General features: G+C 42.8%; 26 protein-coding genes and 1 pseudogene. 13 read left to right on the top strand and 14 right to left on the bottom strand.

Features of this window, described 5'->3' with window-relative positions; all coding sequences use genetic code 11:
- The first annotated feature begins 205 nt into the window (after positions 1 to 205).
- Positions 206 to 940 (top strand): alpha/beta hydrolase, encoded by a 735-nt coding sequence (locus ADS79_RS13670; protein ID WP_049738933.1) that lies wholly within the window; start codon positions 206 to 208, stop codon positions 938 to 940.
- Between the two features lie 21 nt (positions 941 to 961).
- On the opposite strand, the gene ADS79_RS13665 is transcribed toward ADS79_RS13670, so the two are convergent.
- A complete protein-coding gene (locus tag ADS79_RS13665; protein ID WP_049738932.1) occupies positions 962 to 1,156 on the bottom strand; it encodes a hypothetical protein in 195 nt (64 codons plus the stop codon).
- Positions 1,157 to 1,305: 149 nt separating this feature from the next.
- Positions 1,306 to 2,343: a low-specificity L-threonine aldolase gene (gene ltaE / locus ADS79_RS13655; RefSeq protein WP_049738930.1), complete on the bottom strand. Its 1,038-nt coding sequence runs from the start codon at positions 2,341 to 2,343 to the stop codon at positions 1,306 to 1,308.
- A gap of 113 nt (positions 2,344 to 2,456) precedes the next feature.
- Between ltaE and ADS79_RS13650 the strand changes: the two genes are divergently transcribed.
- A complete protein-coding gene (locus ADS79_RS13650) occupies positions 2,457 to 2,759 on the top strand; it encodes a HesB/IscA family protein (RefSeq protein WP_049738929.1) in 303 nt (100 codons plus the stop codon).
- Between the two features lie 54 nt (positions 2,760 to 2,813).
- Here the strand turns inward: ADS79_RS13650 and ADS79_RS13645 are convergent, their stop codons facing one another.
- From ADS79_RS13645 to yneA, 4 genes are all read right to left on the bottom strand, one after another.
- Entirely contained in the window at positions 2,814 to 5,060 is a 2,247-nt protein-coding gene (locus ADS79_RS13645) for a HelD family protein (protein WP_049738928.1), read from the bottom strand.
- Between the two features lie 40 nt (positions 5,061 to 5,100).
- Complete coding sequence (gene crcB, locus ADS79_RS13640; protein ID WP_049738927.1) at positions 5,101 to 5,466, bottom strand: fluoride efflux transporter CrcB; 366 nt, start codon at positions 5,464 to 5,466, stop codon at positions 5,101 to 5,103.
- Positions 5,467 to 5,670: 204 nt separating this feature from the next.
- Positions 5,671 to 5,868, bottom strand: a complete 198-nt coding sequence (locus ADS79_RS13635) for a DUF896 domain-containing protein (protein ID WP_049738926.1) — start codon at positions 5,866 to 5,868, stop codon at positions 5,671 to 5,673.
- 75 nt (positions 5,869 to 5,943) lie between these two features.
- Entirely contained in the window at positions 5,944 to 6,282 is a 339-nt protein-coding gene (gene yneA, locus ADS79_RS13630; RefSeq protein WP_049738925.1) for a cell division suppressor protein YneA, read from the bottom strand.
- Between the two features lie 159 nt (positions 6,283 to 6,441).
- On the opposite strand from yneA, the gene lexA reads away from it, so the two are divergent.
- Positions 6,442 to 7,065, top strand: coding sequence for a transcriptional repressor LexA (lexA, locus tag ADS79_RS13625; protein ID WP_049738924.1), 624 nt, complete (start codon positions 6,442 to 6,444; stop codon positions 7,063 to 7,065).
- Between the two features lie 113 nt (positions 7,066 to 7,178).
- Here lexA and ADS79_RS13620 read toward each other — a convergent pair whose 3' ends face one another.
- Complete coding sequence (locus ADS79_RS13620; protein ID WP_049738923.1) at positions 7,179 to 7,664, bottom strand: DUF456 domain-containing protein; 486 nt, start codon at positions 7,662 to 7,664, stop codon at positions 7,179 to 7,181.
- A gap of 127 nt (positions 7,665 to 7,791) precedes the next feature.
- Between ADS79_RS13620 and ADS79_RS13615 the strand changes: the two genes are divergently transcribed.
- Positions 7,792 to 8,367 (top strand): DUF4269 domain-containing protein, encoded by a 576-nt coding sequence (locus ADS79_RS13615; RefSeq protein ID WP_049738922.1) that lies wholly within the window; start codon positions 7,792 to 7,794, stop codon positions 8,365 to 8,367.
- A gap of 39 nt (positions 8,368 to 8,406) precedes the next feature.
- On the opposite strand, the gene ADS79_RS13610 is transcribed toward ADS79_RS13615, so the two are convergent.
- Both ADS79_RS13610 and tatC read right to left on the bottom strand, forming a co-directional pair.
- A complete protein-coding gene (locus tag ADS79_RS13610) occupies positions 8,407 to 8,805 on the bottom strand; it encodes an NUDIX hydrolase (RefSeq protein ID WP_049739092.1) in 399 nt (132 codons plus the stop codon).
- A gap of 304 nt (positions 8,806 to 9,109) precedes the next feature.
- Entirely contained in the window at positions 9,110 to 9,877 is a 768-nt protein-coding gene (tatC, locus tag ADS79_RS13605) for a twin-arginine translocase subunit TatC (RefSeq protein WP_049738921.1), read from the bottom strand.
- A gap of 223 nt (positions 9,878 to 10,100) precedes the next feature.
- Between tatC and ADS79_RS36845 the strand changes: the two genes are divergently transcribed.
- Both ADS79_RS36845 and ADS79_RS13595 read left to right on the top strand, forming a co-directional pair.
- Positions 10,101 to 10,322 (top strand): DUF6199 family natural product biosynthesis protein, encoded by a 222-nt coding sequence (locus ADS79_RS36845; RefSeq protein WP_049738920.1) that lies wholly within the window; start codon positions 10,101 to 10,103, stop codon positions 10,320 to 10,322.
- Positions 10,323 to 10,489: 167 nt separating this feature from the next.
- Positions 10,490 to 11,047 (top strand): GNAT family N-acetyltransferase, encoded by a 558-nt coding sequence (locus ADS79_RS13595; RefSeq protein WP_049738919.1) that lies wholly within the window; start codon positions 10,490 to 10,492, stop codon positions 11,045 to 11,047.
- Between the two features lie 132 nt (positions 11,048 to 11,179).
- On the opposite strand, the gene ADS79_RS13590 is transcribed toward ADS79_RS13595, so the two are convergent.
- The gene (locus ADS79_RS13590) at positions 11,180 to 11,581 is read right to left on the bottom strand and encodes a hypothetical protein (protein ID WP_049738918.1); all 402 of its coding nucleotides are present in this window, start codon (positions 11,579 to 11,581) and stop codon (positions 11,180 to 11,182) included.
- A 602-nt stretch (positions 11,582 to 12,183) separates the two neighbouring features.
- Between ADS79_RS13590 and rpmJ the strand changes: the two genes are divergently transcribed.
- The gene (gene rpmJ, locus ADS79_RS34365) at positions 12,184 to 12,297 is read left to right on the top strand and encodes a 50S ribosomal protein L36 (RefSeq protein ID WP_084765841.1); all 114 of its coding nucleotides are present in this window, start codon (positions 12,184 to 12,186) and stop codon (positions 12,295 to 12,297) included.
- 557 nt (positions 12,298 to 12,854) lie between these two features.
- Here rpmJ and ADS79_RS13580 read toward each other — a convergent pair.
- Both ADS79_RS13580 and ADS79_RS35285 read right to left on the bottom strand, forming a co-directional pair.
- On the bottom strand, positions 12,855 to 14,795 hold the full coding sequence (locus ADS79_RS13580; RefSeq protein WP_049738916.1) for a heavy metal translocating P-type ATPase: 1,941 nt from the start codon (positions 14,793 to 14,795) through the stop codon (positions 12,855 to 12,857).
- Positions 14,796 to 16,389: 1,594 nt separating this feature from the next.
- Positions 16,390 to 16,566, bottom strand: coding sequence for a hypothetical protein (locus ADS79_RS35285; protein ID WP_161807281.1), 177 nt, complete (start codon positions 16,564 to 16,566; stop codon positions 16,390 to 16,392).
- A gap of 344 nt (positions 16,567 to 16,910) precedes the next feature.
- Here ADS79_RS35285 and arsR point away from each other — a divergent pair, with 344 nt between their 5' ends.
- The 5 genes from arsR to ADS79_RS36105 all read left to right on the top strand — a co-directional run bounded on the left by arsR (position 16,911) and on the right by ADS79_RS36105 (position 19,908).
- Complete coding sequence (gene arsR, locus ADS79_RS13575) at positions 16,911 to 17,216, top strand: arsenical resistance operon transcriptional regulator ArsR (RefSeq protein ID WP_174769653.1); 306 nt, start codon at positions 16,911 to 16,913, stop codon at positions 17,214 to 17,216.
- A 66-nt stretch (positions 17,217 to 17,282) separates the two neighbouring features.
- Entirely contained in the window at positions 17,283 to 17,723 is a 441-nt protein-coding gene (locus tag ADS79_RS13570; protein ID WP_049738914.1) for an ArsI/CadI family heavy metal resistance metalloenzyme, read from the top strand.
- Positions 17,724 to 17,740: 17 nt separating this feature from the next.
- A complete protein-coding gene (gene arsB, locus ADS79_RS13565; RefSeq protein ID WP_049738913.1) occupies positions 17,741 to 18,784 on the top strand; it encodes an ACR3 family arsenite efflux transporter in 1,044 nt (347 codons plus the stop codon).
- 20 nt (positions 18,785 to 18,804) lie between these two features.
- A complete protein-coding gene (arsC, locus tag ADS79_RS13560; RefSeq protein WP_049738912.1) occupies positions 18,805 to 19,209 on the top strand; it encodes an arsenate reductase (thioredoxin) in 405 nt (134 codons plus the stop codon).
- A 294-nt stretch (positions 19,210 to 19,503) separates the two neighbouring features.
- Positions 19,504 to 19,908 carry a hypothetical protein gene (locus ADS79_RS36105; protein ID WP_236699973.1) on the top strand — a complete coding sequence of 135 codons (405 nt, stop codon included), beginning with the start codon at positions 19,504 to 19,506 and terminating at the stop codon, positions 19,906 to 19,908.
- Positions 19,909 to 20,160: 252 nt separating this feature from the next.
- Here the strand turns inward: ADS79_RS36105 and ADS79_RS13550 are convergent, their stop codons facing one another.
- Complete coding sequence (locus tag ADS79_RS13550) at positions 20,161 to 20,385, bottom strand: ORF6N domain-containing protein (protein ID WP_161807280.1); 225 nt, start codon at positions 20,383 to 20,385, stop codon at positions 20,161 to 20,163.
- 373 nt (positions 20,386 to 20,758) lie between these two features.
- Between ADS79_RS13550 and ADS79_RS36655 the strand changes: the two are divergent.
- Positions 20,759 to 21,046, top strand: a pseudogene (locus ADS79_RS36655) (Ig-like domain-containing protein); the annotation flags it as partial.
- On the opposite strand, the gene ADS79_RS36100 reads toward ADS79_RS36655, so the two are convergent.
- Positions 20,959 to 21,146: hypothetical protein (locus tag ADS79_RS36100; RefSeq protein ID WP_236699972.1), on the bottom strand; the 188-nt coding region annotated here is incomplete at its 5' end. The pseudogene ADS79_RS36655 and the gene ADS79_RS36100 overlap by 88 nt on opposite strands.

Genomic DNA, 21,146 nt, shown 5'->3' with positions numbered 1-21,146 from the left:
GAAGAAGGAAAATTATATCGTGCAAGTAAGGGCTTACAGCGCCGTTTGCACCACCCTGTTATACTGCAGACATGCGTCTGTTTAATGTGTTATAGTATTGATATTACAGGGTTTATTTCCTCTCTGTTATCATTTACTATAAAAGCTGTATCAGTTTTTTTCAAGGGTTAGTTTTGTTTTTTAATAAATCAGGAGGCGGGAAACCATGTCTGATTATGTAAAAAGAACGATTATGAAAGAAGAAGTTCCCAGTATTCATCTGGACTCTCCTCGCTCCGTCAAAGTATATCTGCCACCCGGTTATAATGAGCTTCTTTCCTATCCTGTTGTTTACTGTCAGGATGGAAATGACTTCTTCACGATGGGGCGAATTGCTACGATTGCAAACCAGCTCATTTTGGATGAAGGCATTGAACCATTTATCGTCGTTGGTGTATCGGTTGACAGAAGCAAACGAACCAGTGAGTATTCGCCTGTTGGCTCAAGAAACGCAGCCTATAAACGTTTTTTCATAGAAGAGCTCGTACCTTATATCGAGGAGCGTTACCCCATTCGACGTGAAGCAGCGTCACGTGTTGTAGCTGGAGATTCCTTGGGTGGAACTGTAGCTCTCCACCTCGCTTTGGACAATCCAGAGTATTTTTCGCAAGTATTGGCTTTATCAGGAGCTTTCTTTCAAACCACGCTCGATGAAATTGACCACCAATCTACGTTGAGCTGGCTACGTATTTGGATGGTTGTCGGTCTCGATGAAACAGCAGTTGAAACACATATGGGCACCTTTGATTTCGTCGAGTGGAATCAACTGGCGAAAAAAGCAATGCACGCAAAACAGGCAGATTTATCGTACAGAGAAAAGCCCGGAAATCATGTCTGGGGGTTGTGGCAAAAGGAATTACCGGATGCACTGCGACACTTTTTCCCTGCCCCTCGCTTATAGAAGCACAGTAAGCCTCGCGTTTTAATACAAGCCGTTGATTTCTTTTATGTCTTCGTACCCATAGTAACGGCCATCCACCATGAAAATGCCTTGGTGGGTGGCTTTATCAATTTCACCTGCCACTTGCTGGGTATCATTCAAAACGATATTGACGATTCTGCTTTCGTCGCGCTTCATCTGGCTTTGAATTCGCTCACGGTCTTTTGCCGAAATCATCTTGTCCCTCTTTTCTCATAGGTTGGATAGCTATAGTATTTCTTTGGAGCTTGGTAATTACACGCGCCTGCGCTAGATCAAGAAAAATCCCTGTCTCATCTTCACTGACGAGGAAACAGGGACTCAGGTATTTCATTTGTTTCGTTTTGTTAATGCGAGGCTGTAGCAGCACCAAGCAATTCTTCTACGATCTCAAGTACGCGAGCAATATCGGATTCGCTAATATGTCGATGCGTTGTAAAGCGAATGACATAGTCGTCAAAATCAACTGCTAAAACTCCTCTTTCCGCCAAACGCTCCAAGAAGTCGACTGCTGTTTGATGAATCGATTCTGTGTGGAGCAGGACGATGTTTGTTTCAACTGTATCCACTTTCAAAGACAACTTGCGCAAACCATCTGACAGCTGTTTTGCCCTCTCATGATCCTCTACGAGGCGTTCTGTCATTTGCGTCAAAGCAAGAATACCCGGCGCAGCTAGATAGCCTGCTTGTCGCAGCCCGCCACCGAGCTTTTTTCTCCACCATCTTGCTTCTTCTATAAAGTCCCGATCTCCAGCAATGATGGAACCAACCGGAGCACTCAATCCTTTTGACAGACAAATCTGAACGGTATCGGTATATTTACATAGCTCTCCCACATCTACACCCAAAGCGATTGCTGCGTTAAAAAGCCTCGCTCCGTCCAAATGAACGGGCACACTGTTTTTTTGGGCAACCTCATAAATGCTCTTCATTTGCTCGACAGTGCCAACAGCACCACCTGCACGGTTGTGCGTATTTTCCAGACAAATCAGCTTCGTTCGTGGAAAGTGAATATTATTGCCACGAATCGCTTTCTCTACATCTTTTGCCCGCATCGATCCACGCTCTCCATGAATGGTGCGTGTCTGGACACCAGCAAGCGCCGACATCGCTCCTCCCTCGTAGTAGAAGAGGTGAGATTCAGCTTCCAAAATCACTTCATCTCCATTCACACAATGCGTGAGAACGGCTATCTGGTTTCCTTGCGTTCCACTCGTCACAAACAGGGCCGCCTCTTTGCCGAGACGTTCTGCCGCTATTTCCTCTAAGCGATTTACGGTCGGGTCTTCTCGATAAACATCATCCCCTACCTCTGCTTCTGCCATTGCCCGAAGCATCGCTTCCGTAGGCTTGGTTACTGTATCGCTGCGCAAATCGATGTTCATCTCCGTATCCCTCCTCTTTTTTCTATCCATCGCACACTTTCAACATTGCATCTGTATTTCCCTCTTTGCTAATATGATAGAGAAAGACTTACATACGTTAGGAGACTTGCCCCATGAAAGTGAAAATTACGCGCAATGCTGCGAAACAATTGACTACCATTATGGAACAGGAAGAAGAAAAAGATCTGAAATTGCGCGTATACATTACACACGCACATGGTGACCACGCGCACTACGGCTTGGCTTTGGACAATCCAACAGAAGAGGACGAAGTAGTCTCCACTGACAAGGAAATTGATGTCATTGTGAAAAAAGATGAGCCTCTGCTCGATGGAATTATCATCGACTACCTGTTTCTGCCACAAGAAGGCTTTGTAATCACCAACCCTTCCAAAGGAAACACTGGCGACCACTAAGAAGAAAAACAGAACACCACCTGCGACACATCATGCAGGGAGTGTTCTGTTTTTTTAATTTGCTTCTGATTGATATAGTTCAGGAGGTAATTCTCGCAATAACGGCATCTCGCTTCCTTGCAAGTGAGTCAGGACCAATCGATGAACAGGACGAGTCATGGCCACATAAAGCAGCTTGGCATCCCATTCATTATCTTGATACAGGTCTACATCAACGATGAAAACAACGTCGAACTGCAGCCCTTTGGTCAAATACGCAGGCATCACTGTCACACCGCCTGGAAACTGATTGTCCTTACTGCTGAGCAGAGTCATCTCCGGGATCGATTCCTGCAGGCTCTTGAATACTTTTTTACTCGCGCCAATCGTTTTCGTGACAATGGCAATCGTTTTGAATCCCTCGGCAGTAAACTCCTCTACTCTACGTGCTATACCTTTATACAGCTCGCTACGAGATGCAGGTGTAACCAGTACGGGGATCTCGCCTTGCCGCAAAACAGGCTTCGCCAAAACCGTTTCCGGCAATTGAATCAGACGCAATACCTCGTTGGCGCATTTCATGATCTCAATTGTTGAACGATAGCTTTGCGAAAGCGTGTAATACGATGGACGATGCTCAGTAAATATTCCTTGTGTCAATTCTTCCCAGGCATGGATTCCGCGATAGCTGTGAATACCTTGTGCGATGTCCCCTACGATGGTTAATGAATGTCGTTTTGTCGCCAGAGCGATGACGGCAACTTCGAGTGCACTCAAATCTTGCGCCTCGTCTACTACCGTATGGTCAAAATGCTCTGCTTTGTTCATACCCTCGATCAGGTGATGCAAATAGAGCAGCGGTGCAATATCTTCTGCCTCAATTCGTTCTTCGGCTAGTAAAGTTGTTGAAGATTCAACGATATCACGAATGGTCGCGTCACTAACCTCTTCTGGCACCAGCTTTCGCAGTAGTTCTTCGCTGCTGATCATCTCCCGGTACGCTGCGAAGGTTTCCAGACGTGGAAAAGAAGTCAAATACGTATCCAAAATTTGTTCCAGCATCTTCTCGAATTTTGCCAAGCCGGTTTTATCCAGGTCTATTTTCTTCTCACGCAGATGAGAGAATAGCTGCTTGTTCATCTCTTGCTTAAGATGCTTTCGCAGCGCATCTAAACGCCGATGATAGGGCATATTCGAAAAATGCTCCATAAAACTTTGTCGAATAAAATCACCGGAGATCGAGAATACCTGTTTCGTTTTGTTGTACTGAAAGCTTAGTTTCTTAAATGGAATTTTTTTCTCGATAACGTAATCGATATATCCTTCCAAAGCGATACGACAGTCAAGAGAACCTTTGAAGCGCAAACGGTTTCGCGCAATTTCTTGCTGCCTTTCGTCTTGACTTTCTTCAAAAAACAGCTGCAACGGTTTGTCCGGACTAACAATTCTCCATCCTTTTGGCAGTAACGGCTTGACTAAACGCGCTGCCCAATCGACAAACGTGGCTTGCTGTACATCGTCCACACCAAGCTCAGGCAAAACCTCAGATATGTACGCCAAAAACATTCTGTTGGGAGCGAACACCATAAACTTTTTGGACATCATCGTATCCTGATAGTTGTAGATCAAGTAGGATAAGCGATGAAGCGCAATCGTTGTCTTTCCGCTTCCTGCTACCCCTTGTACAACCAGTGGTTTATCTTTTTCCGCTCGAATAATGTCATTTTGCTCGGATTGAATAGTTGCCACAATGTCCTTCAGACGACTGTCGTTTGCCTGGTTCAGGTTGGCCGCTAAAAATTCATCAATGAAGCCTTCCTGCAAAAAATCATCAGGATCTCCCATCTCGCGGTTTATCGTTTCTTTTACCGCTCCATCATAAATCCCAGTTATTTTTCCGTTCTCAATAGCGAAGTTCCGTTTCAAGGTGACTTCTCCACGGACGATTTCTCTTCCCATCCGGTAAAACGCATCTTTACTTTCGCCAGAGTAATACAGACTGGCAATCGGTGCACGCCAATCGACTACGACTGAATCAAACGTATCGCTACGAACGATTCCTCTTTTTCCAATATAGACCTTGTCTAGCTCATAAACTTCATCCTTCATGAAGTCGACCCGGCCAAAATACGGCTTCTCACGTCCATGATCCTCTAGATAACGCAAGTCTTTTGCTTTGTTATAATTCACAACTTGTTTTACGTAATCATCCGTCGCTTCTCGAATATCTTCTCGTAACTGTGTAATTTCAGCGTCGATCATCGCTACCGTTTCATCCAATTTATGTTGTTCCTGTTCATACTCCCGGTGCTGGGTACTCATACCCATCCCCCCTCTCACGTTTTGAATGAGCTACTACCTTTTAATGAAGTTGCCTTCCCAGCCAAATTCCTGCTGCACAAGATAATAAGCCGATAACCACACTAAGTGTGACATATAAAATCCCTCTGGTGATTTGTCCATCTCCAAAAAATGAGACGACCTCCAGTGAAAACGTAGAAAACGTCGTGAAGCCACCCATCACTCCAGTAGCAAATAATAAGTACAGCTCTGGAGACAGGATTCCTTTTTCCTTCCCCCACACCGAAAGAATACCGATGAGAAAAGAGCCGATCACGTTTGCTAACCACGTTCCTAACGGCAGGCCTGGTTGATTAGCCAATAAAGAAAGCCCGTAACGAAAAAGCGAACCCAACGCTCCACCTACCGCTACTGCCACCCACGCCATGTCATCCCCTCCTCGATTCAAACACGTGGAACAAAAACGGTCATGACCGTTTTGTTTGACCGCAAGCGATCACATCCACTTTTATGACAGAGTGCCTCAGCGTAACATCTAGCATCAGCTTCGGTAAAAACGCCGAGACGTTTTTCACAGAAAAAAACACCCTGGCGTAATGCAAGGATGTCTGTTGTATTCATACCTGTTATCTTACTGTTTTGGGTTATTTTCTTCAAGGTCTTCTACATAACGAATCGAATCTAAATTCGCCTTCAACGAGAGCTTTACGGCGTCAATATACTTTTGGCGTAGAGCTTTTTGTTCCAGCTTTTCTTCGTCGGACAAACCAACCTCGCGCGATTTTTTAACCAATTCGTTAATGCGTTTAATTTCTGCGTCAGATACCAATGCTGGTTCCTCCCACTCTGTAATAATGCTGCTCCATTATACCATATCACAGCCATCCCGCAAGCTACACAAGTGTTACTCTGATACAGGAATGATGAGTGTTTGTCCAGGATAAATTAGTGCTCCTTGCAGATCGTTCGCCTTTTTTATGGCAAGTATGAGTTCATGTACGCCCATGTTGGCTTCTTCCTGATAGCGAACAGCGATGCTCCACAGACTATCACCGGATCGAACAGTCACTTCCTTGATATGAATCTCAGCAGCTTGGCCAGAGGCAAACACCAGTTCGGTTAATAAGTAAAAAAAGAGTGCAAAAGTTGCAAGAAATAGAAGAGCCTGTCCTCTGGTTATGCCAAATCGCACGCGGCGAGCTTCCTGTTCCTCAAAACGATTATGTACGGTCATTACGTTCATCAAAATCCCCTCCTGCAAACATACGTTCCTCGTTCTTGTTTTCATGATAAATGAGAACATACGTTCATGTCAACAAAATAATCGAACTTATGTTTGTCGAACGCAAGCTCCCATGGTATAATATAGGAAAACATGTTCGAGAAAATAGAGGTGTCTTATATGTCGAAATTATCCAGCAGGCAGCAAGCCATAATTGATTTCATTCGTAAAGAAGTTCGCGACAAAGGATATCCGCCTTCCGTCCGGGAGATCGGAGAAGCAGTAGGACTAGCTTCCAGCTCAACTGTGCATGGGCACTTGGCTCGCCTGGAAAAGAAGGGACTTATCCGCAGAGACCCAACCAAGCCTCGTGCAATTGAGCTGCTCTCCGAAGAAGATCGTTTTCAAGACAATTTTGAAGACTCCGTTGTTCGCGTGCCTGTAATCGGTAAAGTTACCGCTGGCCTGCCAATTACAGCAATCGAGGATGTCGAGGAGTACTTCCCTTTACCGGAAAACATCGTGACATCGGACAAGGTGTACATGCTTCGTATTTCCGGGAACAGCATGATTGATGCAGGCATCTTGGACGGGGATTACGTCATCGTTCGTCAACAGCATGTAGCAAATAACGGCGATATCGTTGTTGCTATGACGGAAGAAGATGAAGCAACTGTCAAGCGTTTCTTCAAAGAAAAAAACCACTTCCGACTACAGCCTGAAAATGCAACCATGGAGCCGATCATTTTAGATAACGTTTCCATTCTGGGGAAAGTCATTGGCGTATACAGACTCATTCACTAAAAAACCGTTTCATCCGGGACACGCCCAGTTTAACTAGTTGCTGGACCTGGAGAAGTCAGGACTCTGATCCAATATAAAAAGGGCAGCCAAGGCTGTCCTTTTTGCATGCTCATTTATAGCGCAATGAAAAACCAGATGATCATAGCTACTTGCAACACAACCTTGACAACCGCACTACCCAAAAAGCCGATAAGCGAGCCAAATCCCGCCTTGACTGCTTTCTCGAGTGTTTGCTTTTGAACAAGTACTTCCACCAATACGACCAGCAAAAATGGTAGAATCAGCATACCGAATGGCGGAAACAAGAATATCCCCAAAATAATCCCTACAACAGCAGCCATAGACGACCATTTCGAGCCACCGTATTTTTTTACGAAGTACATATTCGTTAGCAAATCTGCCCCATACAGAAGTATACTGAGCACTGCCATTCCCCACCAGAACGAAGCCGGCAAGCCTGCTCCCGGATCAGCAATGAAAAAGTGGTAGAGCAAAAAGCCTCCCCAAAGCAGCAGCGTATCTGGCAGGACAGGCATAAAAATACCCACAATACTTAATGCGAACAAAGCAATGACAATAATCCAAAGAATAATCTCCATTCTCTGCACTCCCCTCAATTACATATACGAGTGATTCCCAATTACGTTGCACTCTATCACGCGTATCGCTACAATATATTGTTGGAGATTCACTCCCCCTTTTCCATTAGAAACGGAGGTTCTTTTGTTGAGAAACTGGCACGATATCACATATTTACGTAAAGGGACTCTTCGCCAACAGCAAGCGTGGCAGGCGATTTCAGAAACAAGGATTATGGAAATTTTGTGCGCATATACCCCTGTACTGGCAGGTACGATTCCTTTACATATCGATGTAGCAGACAGTGATCTCGATATTATTTGTGAATGCCATGATTTCGATCACTTTGAGTCAATCGTACGCCCTATCTTCGGAAAGCATCAGGAATACACAGAGCTACGTCTCACGGTTAATCAAGTATCAACAAGTGTCATTTCTTTTTTTGCTAAAGGCTTTTTCTTCGAATTATTCGCACAACCCGTTCCCGTCATACGGCAAAATGCATATCGGCATATGGACATGGAAGCGCGGTTGTTATCATTGGGTGGTGAGGATGCTTATCGCGAAATCCGACGCTTAAAAGAGAAAGGGACGAAAACCGAACCAGCTTTTGCCCGCTATTTTCAAATCCCTGGTGACGACCCGTATCAAGCGCTTCTGGACTTGGAAGAACTCTCCGATTTGGAGCTGATTGCACGCTTTTCAAAAGAAAAAACCTCGTAGCCTATCACGTAGGTCACAAGGTTTATTGAAGTGTTCCTCCTATTTTTCCACGTGGTAATGCGCGTGATTTCTTAGTAATTCTCGAATGTTCCCCAAGTATGGCATCAAGACTTCCGCTTCATCCAAACCAAGCCACCTGATATCCTGGATTTCTGAATCGGTCGTCCCGATGGTTCCACCTCCTATTTCACCATAAAAGGTAATGAATGTCGCATGCTCGTCATTTATTACCTTTTCACTTACGTGTACAATATCAAAGACACGTACGTCTAATCCCGTTTCTTCCTTTGCCTCCCGGACAGCTGCCTCACTTAGCATTTCGCCGTGCTCCCTCTTCCCACCTGGAAGACTCCAAAACTGCTCATTATGGACAGCAAGAATCTTGTCTGTCTCCTGATCATAAAGAAGCACGTACACTACATCTACATGAATTAACATCCTGCTCAGTTCCCTTCGTATCGATAATCTGTAAAGCTGCTGAATAGCTCTTCTATATATACAAGCAGATTGTAAGTTCGAGTAAACGAAAATGTCTCTGCCATTCGCATCCATAGTATAGTCTCCATTTTCTGAGATCGCAGGGGCTTTCATGCTTGTTCCACTAGAATATATAACATATTTTAACAAATCAAGATTTAATAATCATTCATTTCCTTTTTAACCCAAAAAGAGCTACTCTTCGCAGCTCTCCTTCGTTTTTATAATAATTCTATCTTTCTTTCCATCCCATTTTCTCTTTTCATTACGATGACACCATAGGCTCATTTTCTGTATCAAGCATTGCGTCCTCCATCTGTTGCTTGCGATAAATAATCTTTGAGAGCCAAATGCTCAGCTCATATAACAGCAAAAGAGGGATCGTCGTAAGAATCTCCGTTACAAGCTCAGGTGGCGTCAAAATGAAGGTCACTACGACAATTCCAAAGTAAGCGAAACGTCGCATTTTTGAAAGGAACTTCGGATTAATAATACGTAATCGAGTAAGGAACATGACGACAATCGGGAGCTCAAATAATACCCCAATTGGAACGACTAACTGAAACATAAAATCAAAATACGAGCCGATCCCGTATTTCGTAGTAATCCCCATATTATGCGATAGATCAGCCAAAAACTGCATCATCATAGAAAAAATAATATAATACCCAAACAAAATTCCGATTACAAAAAGAAAAAATGCTGCCGGAATAAAGAAAAACGCGGCTCGACGTTCTTTTTCGCTTAACCCCTTCGAAACAAACTTCCACATATGATAGAGAGCTACAGGCAAAGTGCCTAAACCGCCAACCAATGCGGCAAATTGCATATATACGCGTAATGCATCGGACGGATGAAGGGAAATAACCGGGACTCCATCAGCCATCGGTTTTACTTTCAAATACTCGATAATCGGACCTGCAAAATACAGACCGACCATAAACATCAAAACAAATACAAGAATTACCCAAACGATTCGCTTTCGTAGCTCAACAAGATGATTGAAAACCGCTATCTTTTTCTTTCGCTTCATATAGTACTCCCTTTTCAATTACTCTACACAGTTGCTATCTTTTCATCGCTTTCCTAATTCGCTTTACTCCTGTTCATACTACACTGTTGCATACAAACTGTAGAGAGGCATGGGAAAAAAAACCTATATTCGTCACAAAATTGTTATGAATAGGGTGATTCTGTACATTCTCATTTGAAGTATAGCCTACTCACTTGCTAGAATCATAGTAAGGAGGGAATAAATGGATATGTTTCTTGAATTATTTCTTTACTTTATTTGGCTGATCTTTACTGGTTTTAGCGCCCTCTACCCCCGAGCTATTTGGAACAAATTCGGCACCGCGTTTTATCATCATGGAGAGCCTACAGACTTTTACTTTTTTATGCTTCGGACCGTATCCGCTATCTTGTTTTTCATTGCGATCTTCGGAATTCTTCAAGTTTTTCAACGTTATTCTTCCTAGTTAAGCCCAGTAGCCTGCACCTATCAAATACAGTAAGGATCGGAACATCCCTCTTCTCAAGGTGAAATGTACAAAACTTGTTTTTATTTTTTGACTTGTCATGCATAATAGAACAGATAACTCTACAATGTACAGTATGCTCAAACATATAAATATGGGGTGAAAAAATGGAAACGTCCAACCCGATTTATGCGGAAACAAATCGTCTTGTTTTGAGGCATTTTTGCCTTGAAGACGTTGATTCCTTCTATAAGTATCGTTCTAACCCGCTCGTTTCTCAGTTTCAATCTTGGGAAAACTACACGCAAAAAGATGCAGAGTCATTCGTAAACAGACAAATTGTGCATAAACCCAATGAACCTGGAAGCTGGTTTCAGTTCGCCATTGCTTTAGCGAATTCAAATGAACTAATTGGAGATTGCGCTCTCCATACACCGCTAGCTGAACCTAGAATTGTGGAAATCGGATTTACCCTCGCTCCCGAGCATCAAGGGAAAGGATATGCAAACGAGGCGGTTGGTGCGCTTTTGGATTATATCTTTCATACACAGAAGAAGCATAAAGTGATCGCTTTTACAGATGTCCGAAATGAAAAGTCCATCCGTGTTCTGGAGCGTATCGGCATGAGAAGAGAAGGTCATTTATTGCAAAACTACATGTCAAAAGGACATTGGGTTGATGAATACCTGTATGCTATTCTCCAGACTGAGTGGGTGGACAGGTAGTCATTGTCAGTTGTTTGGTTGCATACTCTCAACTCTGCCAGGTCTGCGATAATCAACGTAAGAATTAGAAAGAGGAACTGCCATTGCAGCTCCTCTTTTTCTAATCGTGTAAAGCCGATCTAACACTTTCGACTAAGGATGATAAATAAACGTTACAATATTTGATTCCCCTTCTCTGTTTCCCCCTTCAACCACAAGTTGAAGTTTCCAATCGAAAGTGTTTCCTAAATTAATGCCGAATGAGTATGAAGTAGAGTTCTCGTCTAATTGTGCTGGGTAATCCGCCCAAGTCAATCCGGCATCCTGGGAAAATTTCAATTTCACACGAGTTGCTCCTACCGGTTTGCTAAAGGTGAGTTTTACAAGTCCACCAGTTCTCTCATAAGCAAGATCATCAATTGGACCATTAGGAGGTGTGAATTCTACAGTGTTTGAACCGCCTGACTTACTCCCTCCCATAACAAGCAACTTATACTTCATTGGTGTATCAGGAGCTCCTATTGTCGCACTGCTAGAATCTTTATCTAAAAGCACTCCGAGTTTACTCCAGTTTTGTCCATCCTGAGATGCCCACAATGTCACACTCGTTGCACCATCAGGTTTACTAAACGTAAAATTCAGATTTCCTCCGCTTTGTACAAAAGTCAAATCATTAATGGGAATTGGGCTATTCTCGTCTTATACCTTCCGGCTTTATAACGAGCCTACACCGTACAGGCGCCTTTCAACGCATACGGCGTTCTATCAACCAACGAGAAGGACTACTTTCTTTAAGCATCTTACAATGGGCATTTTCATCCTATCAAACTCATCTCACAAAATTCTCACAAGAACGGACTACTCAACCTGAATCCTTTTAATGTGTTTTCTTGGTGTCTCCGAAGCGACTGCTGCTGAATACAAACAAGGGCTGATCAAAATGGATCAAATCAAACTAGTTGCTGCAATTGATATGACTCAAAAAATTTTATCCAGTAATGCCTTTTATAACAAACAATGATTTGTGAAATTACTCATTTCCATTCGTTTTCAATTGATTGCCATTGTTAATTCATATATGATAAATATCCGAGAGTCCACCTATCTTATACGGATTCCCGGTGCATAAAAGTAAGCTTTGTAAGGATGGGTTTCTGATGAAAGTGAGACCGTCTGTAAAGCCAATGTGTGAAAAATGTAAAACCATTAGAAGAAATAGAACCGTCATGATTATTTGTGATAACACCAAACACAAGCAAAGACAAGGTTAATCATAGAACGTCAAGGAAAAGCAACGGGAGCCCATAATCGGCTCCTCTTTCTATATACACTGCTGTTAGTTAAATGAATGCATTTGGAATGACATCAACACCGACTGGAGGCGATCGTCTAACCTGCAGCAGTCGCAAGGTTCACATTTGTGTTTGGCATTCTTCATCTTCGCCCTGCTTGAGGAGATTTGATGAAGAGCAGATTGAATATTTGCGAAAAACGGGTATAATAATGATAATGATTTTCGTTATTATATCGACAGCTAAGGAGTAATGAAGATGGACCTTCTGCTTCCAATCACAACGATAGCACTGATTGCTCTAGGGGCCTTCTGTCTGTTTATCTCGATGGACAATCATTCCAGGGCAATTTCGAGAAAAGCAGCTCCGTGTGAAAATGAAAGGCCTTTGGTTTCTGTAATGACTCACCGAAAAGCTGTCAGGGACAGAAAATATTAATTGCAAGCATACGTGCCGTAAAAACAAAGTTCATTATTGATATTGAAGATGCAGGCTACACCTGTTAGTGAGTCTGCATCCTCTCCCCTATTGCAACACTACCTCAACAACCGCAATCCGTTTAAAATGACCAGGATCGTACTTCCTTCATGCCCAACCACTCCAAATGGAAGGGCAATCCCTTGAAAGAAGTTGGCCGAAATAAGCAGGACGATAACCGTCATGGCAAAAATGATATTTTGCTTGATGATCGTTTTGGTTCGTTTGCCAAGCACAATTGCTTCAGCAATTTTTCGTATGTCGTCGTTCATCAGTACGAGATCAGCTGTCTCAAGTGCCGCATCACTTCCGGCTACCCCCATCGCGATCCCTACTGTGGCAGTGGCTAGCGCTGGCGCATCATTGATGCCATCTCCAACCATCGCAACTGTACCGTAGGTCGCTTTTAGTTCCTTGATTCGATTTACCTTATCCTCTGGTAATAGATCGGCATATACCCTGTCAATTCCCAACTCCCTGGCGATTGCCTGTGCCGTACGCTTCTGATCACCAGTTAGCATCGCGACTTGAACACCTTGCTCTTTTAGCATGGCGACCGCAAGTTTTGCTTCGGAGCGAATATTGTCACGCAACGCGATTACACCAACAACTCCCTGTGAATGATGCATCACCGTAACAGTTTTCCCTTCCCCTTCGAGTCTGTCAATTTCTGCTGATACCTCATCTGTCATGAACTTTTTTTCCAACAATGAAGGTTTTCCGATTTTCCACAAATCGCCCCCCCATTGCGCTTGAATTCCCCAACCTGTAAGTGTAAGAAAATCAGATGGACGACCAAATTCTACTCCTTTTGACTGCGCTTCAAGTACAATTGCTTTAGCTAACGGGTGAGCAGATAAACTCTCCAGTGTTGCAGCAACTCGAAGTACTTCAGATTTCTCGTATCCCTGAAAGGAAATGATGTCGGTGACAGCAGGCTTACCGGCAGTCAACGTTCCTGTCTTATCAAATGCAATCACCTTGATCATAGCCAAATTCTCCAGATGTGCACCACCTTTGAACAGTATTCCTCTTCGCGCACTATTGGATATGGCGGAAAGCATGGCCGGCATGATAGAAGCGACCAGTGCACAAGGGGATGCGACGACGAGAAACACCATGGCTTTGTAAAAAGCTTCACTCCATGACATGTGCAGCATAATTGGCGGAATCACGATCAGCAACAAACAAACCAGGATGATGCCTTTCGCATAAATACTCTCAAACCGTTCCATAAACTGTTGAGAAGCTGGTTTCTCGCTTTGCGCTTCCTGTACGAGACGAATAATTTTGGCAAATAGCGTCGACTCGCTCATTTTACTTACTTCGATGAATAAGACCCCTTGACCATTCAATGTTCCGGCAAAAACCTCATCGCCTCTTCCTTTATCCACAGGAACCGATTCGCCAGTGATGGAGGATTGATTGACGGCCGATGACCCCTGTGTCACGAAACCATCAGCCGGAATGCGTTCCCCCGGTTTGACCAACACAATGTCCCTGACCCGCAATTGTTCAATGGCAACCGTCATTTCCGCGCCCTCCTTGAACAGGACGGCCGTTTCCGGCTTACTATCCATCAAGGAGGATATATCCCTGCTGCTACGATCCATAGTGTACGTTTCCATAGCTCCGCTGAGTGAGAAAATAAAGATGAGGATGGCTCCTTCCGCCCAATACCCTATACTTGCTGCGCCGATCGCGGCAACGAACATCAGCAGGTTAACGTCAATATCCCGCTCTTTGATAAGAGTCGTTAGTCCTTCCTTTGCTTTGACAAATCCTCCTACTGTGAATGCAAGTAAATAGAAGATAACCGACCACAGCTGAGAAGTGCTGCCAATGATCCATGCCACCCCAATCAAAATCCCGCAAGCTAACGCTGCTATCGCTTCGCCATAGCGATGCAACCAAACGCTTTTTTCAGCTCCCGTTGATCTGGGATGCTCCATTTCTTGTTGTTTGACACAACCTTCAGCCGTTTCATAATTCGGATTCATACGACACTTCCCCTCTCATTGATAATGAATACCAATACTAACCCCCATAAAATGCTACATGCTGCTCCATTTAAGGAGCAGCATGTACAACAGGAGTCATTCCTGCATGTTTGATATTCATTTTTTATTTTTTCTAACTTAATGAAACTAATCATAATCCATTTTTTGATAAAAATAAAGATCATTTTTTCGTTAGGGAAACTTTTTGTTGTATATGAAATTATTTTTCCTTAGGATAATAATATGAGATAAAGACAAAAAAATTGGTTACATACTTTTTTCAAAATATATCTAATCAAGCATTTTTCTGTAAACAGAAGATAGTATCTTCAAAGGAGGTTCTCTCAGTTATGTTCTTAATCGCCAGTCTCGTTGTTTACATAGCCATTTCGCTTACGGTTGTATTCGTTGCAATCTTAAGTTATCAGCGTTCGGATAAAGACCAAGGCCATGATGCAGTTGTAACCGCTCATAAGTTTAGACGGCTCTATTACAGGGTATTTCGATAGAAGCCTAGATTCCGTGCTTTACGCTAATTCCAAAAGCTATTTGAAGATGAAGGAATCGCCCACCTCTTGTCTCACAATAAAAAGTAACGTATTCCATGATATGAAAAGTTTAGAGCAAAGAGTACTGATGCATTTGTTCTTGTCAAGACATGCAAACGCTGTCACCAATCAAGTTGTAGACATAAAATATAATCAGAAACGCTTAGGTCGCGTAAGCATTCAAATTACATTCGAAGTACTCATACAAAGTATTTCCGAGTAAAAAATTACCTCCTCAAAGAAAAGACCCTCAGAAAATTTCCTGAGGGTTAATTGATTTAGTTCCTAACGTTAAAACGATGGGGTTACAGATGTTTTAGTCACTGACTTGTTTCCAGCAGCATCGACAGAGTACAGTGCGAAAGATACTCTCCTCCCTGGAGTAAAGTAAAAGTCTGCACTATTGTTTCCTTGATGGCTATAGTTGGAATGATGAGTACTTGTATCATCTGCATCGGCTACTGGATCAACTAAATAATACAATTCATAGTGATCCCAGTCCGAATCAGATGTCCCTACCCAGCTAAGAGTAACTGCCCCCATGATTCTCGGAGTTGCCACTAGGCTTGGTACCGCATCTGGAGGTGTTGTATCACTTGGTCCGCTATTCTCGTTTTATACCAGTCTATTTCTATGGCTTTATAACGAGCCTACACCGTGCGGGCGACTTTCATCGCACACGGCGTTCCGTCAACAGATAAAAGGCTCCTTCCGCGAGAGATTTACAATGGGCGTGTTCATTCTATCAAACTACAATCAACAAAGAATAAACAAGGAAGCTTCTGATAGAGTCCCGTCTGTAACTCCCACTAAAAAGCGACATTTCTGCTTCAAACCGTTACGGTACCATTTCTGGAAATCATAGCACCTAAGTTGCTTCTTCACTTCATTTCGAAGTTTTTCCTGGTTTAGTAGTTTTTGCGGGCAAGGGTAAGACCTACGTGAATAAATGAAGGTCTGCCCACAAAAAGAAAAACCCCTCGCACCAAGTGGCACAAGGGGTAAACGCTTATTAGTAAGTGCTCATGTACTGCTCGCGCTCCCAATCATGGATGCGTGTGCGGAACATGCCTTTCGATTTCAAGCTGTTTTTTCTCTTCATGAAAACCTTGCAAAATCACCACTTTTAATGCTGCACCTTTCACTACGTTGTATATCTTTTCATCTTTTTGTGGACAAATTGTGGGCAAAAATAATTCAAAATGTAAATCCGAGTCAATCATTAAAGCCCTCGATTATCAAGGGTTTTTCTTGTTCTCACCCGTTCGTATCTGAGCGAATATTTGGGATTCCAAGTGAAGCTCGTCCCCAATCCTCAGTTACTTGTGTTAGAGAAAAATGCCCGCACTAACTGTGGAGGCTAGACGTGATATGAGGCACTTGTTGTAGTTTCATTATGTTCTAATGATGATAATTCTATCCATTGCAACAGCTAACGATTGAATTGTTAATGGAGGAAATTTTATCATCAAAAAAAATTGATTTAGTCATTGCACTTTCCTAGAAACCATGCATATAATAAGATCATCAAAAAAAATTGATGAATGAGGTATTTTCGATGAACGATATAAAACAAAACCTGGAGCTATATGAGAAGAAGTTCAAAGCTCTCGCCGATCAGAAACGATTAGAAATTATGTATGAGCTTTGCCAAAGAGGTAAGACGTGTGTATGTGACCTACAAGAAGTTTTTGATATGCCACAATCTAAGCTATCCTATCACCTCAAGATTTTATTGGAAGCCAACCTGATAATGAAAGAGACAAAAGGTACATGGAGTTATTACGATTTGAATGATGACGAAGTAAATCATCTGTTATCGGAAGAGCTTTGTTGCATTTTCAGGAAAACAGGAAAAGGAAGCTGCTGCTAATTTTTTTTTAAACCTTACATCGATTTTTTTTGATTAATACATTCTTAATACTGGGAGGAAGAAGAAATGAAGTATGTTCATGTTGGGATTAATGTAACGAACCTGGAGAAATCTATTGAGTTCTATCAAAAAGTATTCGGAGTGGATCCTGTAAAGGTAAAGACAGATTATGCGAAGTTCTTATTGGAAAACCCTGGGCTTAACTTTACATTGAATGTTCAGGACGCCGTTAGCGGAAATCAAGTGAATCATTTCGGATTCCAAGTTGAAAGCGCAGAAGAAATCGTAACTCACAAGGAAAGGCTAGAAAAAGAAGGGTTTTTTGCACGTGAAGAGATGGCTACCACGTGCTGTTATGCGATCCAAGATAAATTTTGGGTCACTGATCCAGAAGGAAATGAATGGGAGTTTTTTTACACAAAGGCTGATAGTGAATTTCATAAAATCGAATCCACATCCTGCTGTATAGATTCAAATTCAGAAGTAAACAAAGCTTCCTGCTGTTAATCCAAAAGGAGTATTTCATGAGACAATTATCATTTTTAGATCGTTTCTTAACCCTTTGGATATTCCTTGCTATGGCTGTCGGGATTAGCATAGGAACTTTCTTTCCTGCCTTCACAAGCGGATTGAACAACTTACAAATTGGCACAACCTCCCTCCCGCTTGCTATAGGGTTAATTCTTATGATATATCCCCCTCTCTCAAAAGTTCGTTATGAAGAGATGGGGCGAGTATTTAAAGATCGAAAGGTTCTTTTACTGTCCCTGATACAAAATTGGGTCATTGGCCCAGTCTTGATGTTTTTATTAGCGATCATATTCTTGCCAGATAAGCCAGAGTATATGGTGGGTCTGATTATGATTGGCTTGGCTCGATGCATCGCTATGGTGATTGTTTGGAATGATCTCGCTAAAGGTGATACAGAGTATGCAGCTGGTCTTGTCGCATTCAATTCCGTATTTCAGATGCTTTTCTTTTCGGTCTATGCGTATATCTTTGTCACTGTTATTCCAGAATGGCTTGGTATTCAGGGCGCAATCGTTAACATTACGATGGCAGAAGTAGCAAATTCAGTGTTCATATACTTGGGTATTCCTTTTCTTGCAGGAATGTTGACACGTTTCGTTTTAGTAAAAACAAAAGGTAGCCATTGGTACGAAAAAGTCTTTATCCCCAAAATAAGCCCTATTACATTGATTGCTTTGCTCTTTACCATTATTGTCATGTTCTCACTAAAGGGAGAAAGCATCATCAGTGTACCTGTAGACGTAGTTCGCATCGCAACTCCACTACTGATTTACTTCATCATTATGTTCTTTATTTCTTTCTTCATGGGGAAGCAAATCGGCGCAAACTATCCAGTCACAACTACCCTTGCGTTTACAGCAGGTAGCAATAACTTTGAGTTGGCTATCGCTGTTGCAGTCGGTGTGTTTGGGATTCACTCGGGTGCAGCATTTGCAGCTGTTATCGGACCTCTTGTTGAAGTTCCTGTGATGATCGCACTGGTCAACGTAGCATTATGGTTTAAACGGAAGTATTTTGCCAACACATACCCTTATTGACGCGGAAAGGTGAATACATCATGGAAAACAAAAAAACAATTTACTTCTTATGCACAGGGAATTCTTGCCGTAGCCAAATGGCTGAAGCGTGGGGAAAGAAATATTTAAGTGATACGTGGAATGTCCTTTCTGCTGGAATTGAAGCCCACGGAGTGAACCCGAATGCCGTAAAAGCGATGCAAGAAGTGGGAATAGACATTTCTGATCAAACATCAGATGTAATTGATCCAGTCATTCTAATCAAAGCTGATCTGGTCGTAACACTATGTAGTCATGCAGATTCAATTTGCCCAACGACACCGCCGCATGTAAAACGTGTCCATTGGGGATTCGACGATCCTGCTGGGAAAGAGTGGTCTGAGTTTCAACGAGTTCGTGATGAGATCGAAACACGTATGAAAGAATTCTTGGTAACAGGTAAGTAATTTCAGGATATGAAAAGTCGTCAGTATTTTTGACCTTGCTGACGGCTTTTCTTTGGTGTTCACGCTCTAACATCGATTATCAGATCCAAAAGTATCCACTGGACAGCCTCATCACAAACCAGTTTAATTCTCCTGCCATACTGATCGATCCATTTTACCACACCCCACATTTCACAGGTGCGTCTTATTGTCTTGTTCCGATCACTGCCACTCAATGTATTCCTCACGCGCCAAGACCTCCAAAACGGTCATCCCAACTCGTTAGGTTATAATCACGACAAAGGCGTTGGTTACATGGATAAGTCGTTTTACTATTTAGTGCCTTGGTCAGATGTCAGCTACCTCAAGGACGCCCTGTTAGCAATGGAGATTCTATTTGTCATTGAGCAAAAAAATGAGCGCCTATCACTTGAAGAAGGTAGCGTTGCTAACGTGTTTCCAGATATGCATGTCAGAGTTTATGGCAGCGTCAGCGAGTTGTTTGGAGTCACGGACGCCTTTATCCTAATGAAACAGGTAAATTGCTACGGTTTGATAGTGACAAATTACTCTGCCCCAGGCTTTTGCTTATTCACGAGGAGCAGTCGATATCTCGATGCTTCCGCTCCTTACCTACCTCTACGAAGCACACCGATTTCAACTGACCAAACCAGTTTTCTCTTCTTCCTCCATTGCCAGTTCATCCACATGACCTGCTAAGCAGCCCAAGCAGCAATATGACTAAACAGATACCTTCTTAGTCACCAAGATCCATTCAGACTTGTCCGCCTTGATCTTCTCATCACAAAATGCGCAACTCACAATAACCTACTCCTTTCACGAAAACGACATTTGCCTATTGCTGTCTTCAATTTCCCGTAAGAGCTTACCTTGTGGTCTCCAACTGCTGATGTACTCTTTTGCTTTGTCCGAATGTTCTTGAATGATTCGACATTGTAATATCCCTTGAAATCAGACCACAATGACGTGACGAGAACACTTTCCCGCGCAGGGCTCTGTCCCGATAGGTTCGTCTTGTCCTGCCAAAAGAGTATAGTGTTTTCCTTCTGAAAAGAGTGCACGATTTTCATTAAACTTGTTCTGTATTCTCTTGGATTCCGTCCCATCTGCTTCGGCTAACTGGGAAGTGGTCAGAACGCGTTCTCCTTTGTACGAGATGACTTTCAAATCGCCCACAATTCATTCACTCCTCGCTCTAGATTCTAATACTGGGTCTGCTCAAAGTTAAGCACCCCCACCTGTCATGTTTGCCTCAATTAAAACGAGGTTGCCTGCCGGATCTCACGCCCAGGATAATTTTTGGAGTAAATTTCGCTGTTTTTAACAAAACGTGTGGTTTGTAAATATCTAGATTCCCAATTCAGTCTCAATTTTGTCTCAACTTTTACTCTGAAATATTTTTGGGAATCATTCGCTGTATAATTGAATTGCCCATTGTAAGTTTTCTTTCTTATCCGTTGATGGAACGCCGTGTGCGATGAAAGTCGCCCGCACGGTGTAGGCTCGAATGAAAACCCTCGCAAAGAGAAGGGAATAAGTCGAGAATAGCAATCATGCACCTGTAGTAGTAAGTCCCATTCCGGATCAAACGATGCTCCCTGGGGTACCTATAATCACTGTTGACGTGGCAGGGAATTTTTCCGACCCAGATGGAGATCCTTTGACCTTCTTGATCTTCTCAATGGTTGGAAGTCCCGCTACAGCCACTTTAGATGCATCGGGAACCTTAAAAATTTCTAGAAATCCCATTCAAACTGGTACCGTTACAGTGACAATTAAAGCCACTGATACCAAAGGGGCATATGTTTCGAGTAGCGTCCAAGTCACATTGCAATAGTCATTTCTTGGAGCTTCAGGACCATGTAAAAGAAGAAATGTGACTGCTAAACTAAAGTGGACAGTATCCACTAGATAAAATTGGACACTTAATTCCCAAT

This window comes from Brevibacillus reuszeri (genome assembly GCF_001187725.1).
Lineage (GTDB): Bacteria > Bacillota > Bacilli > Brevibacillales > Brevibacillaceae > Brevibacillus > Brevibacillus reuszeri.
This window is presented reverse-complemented; position numbering and strand designations above follow the sequence as displayed.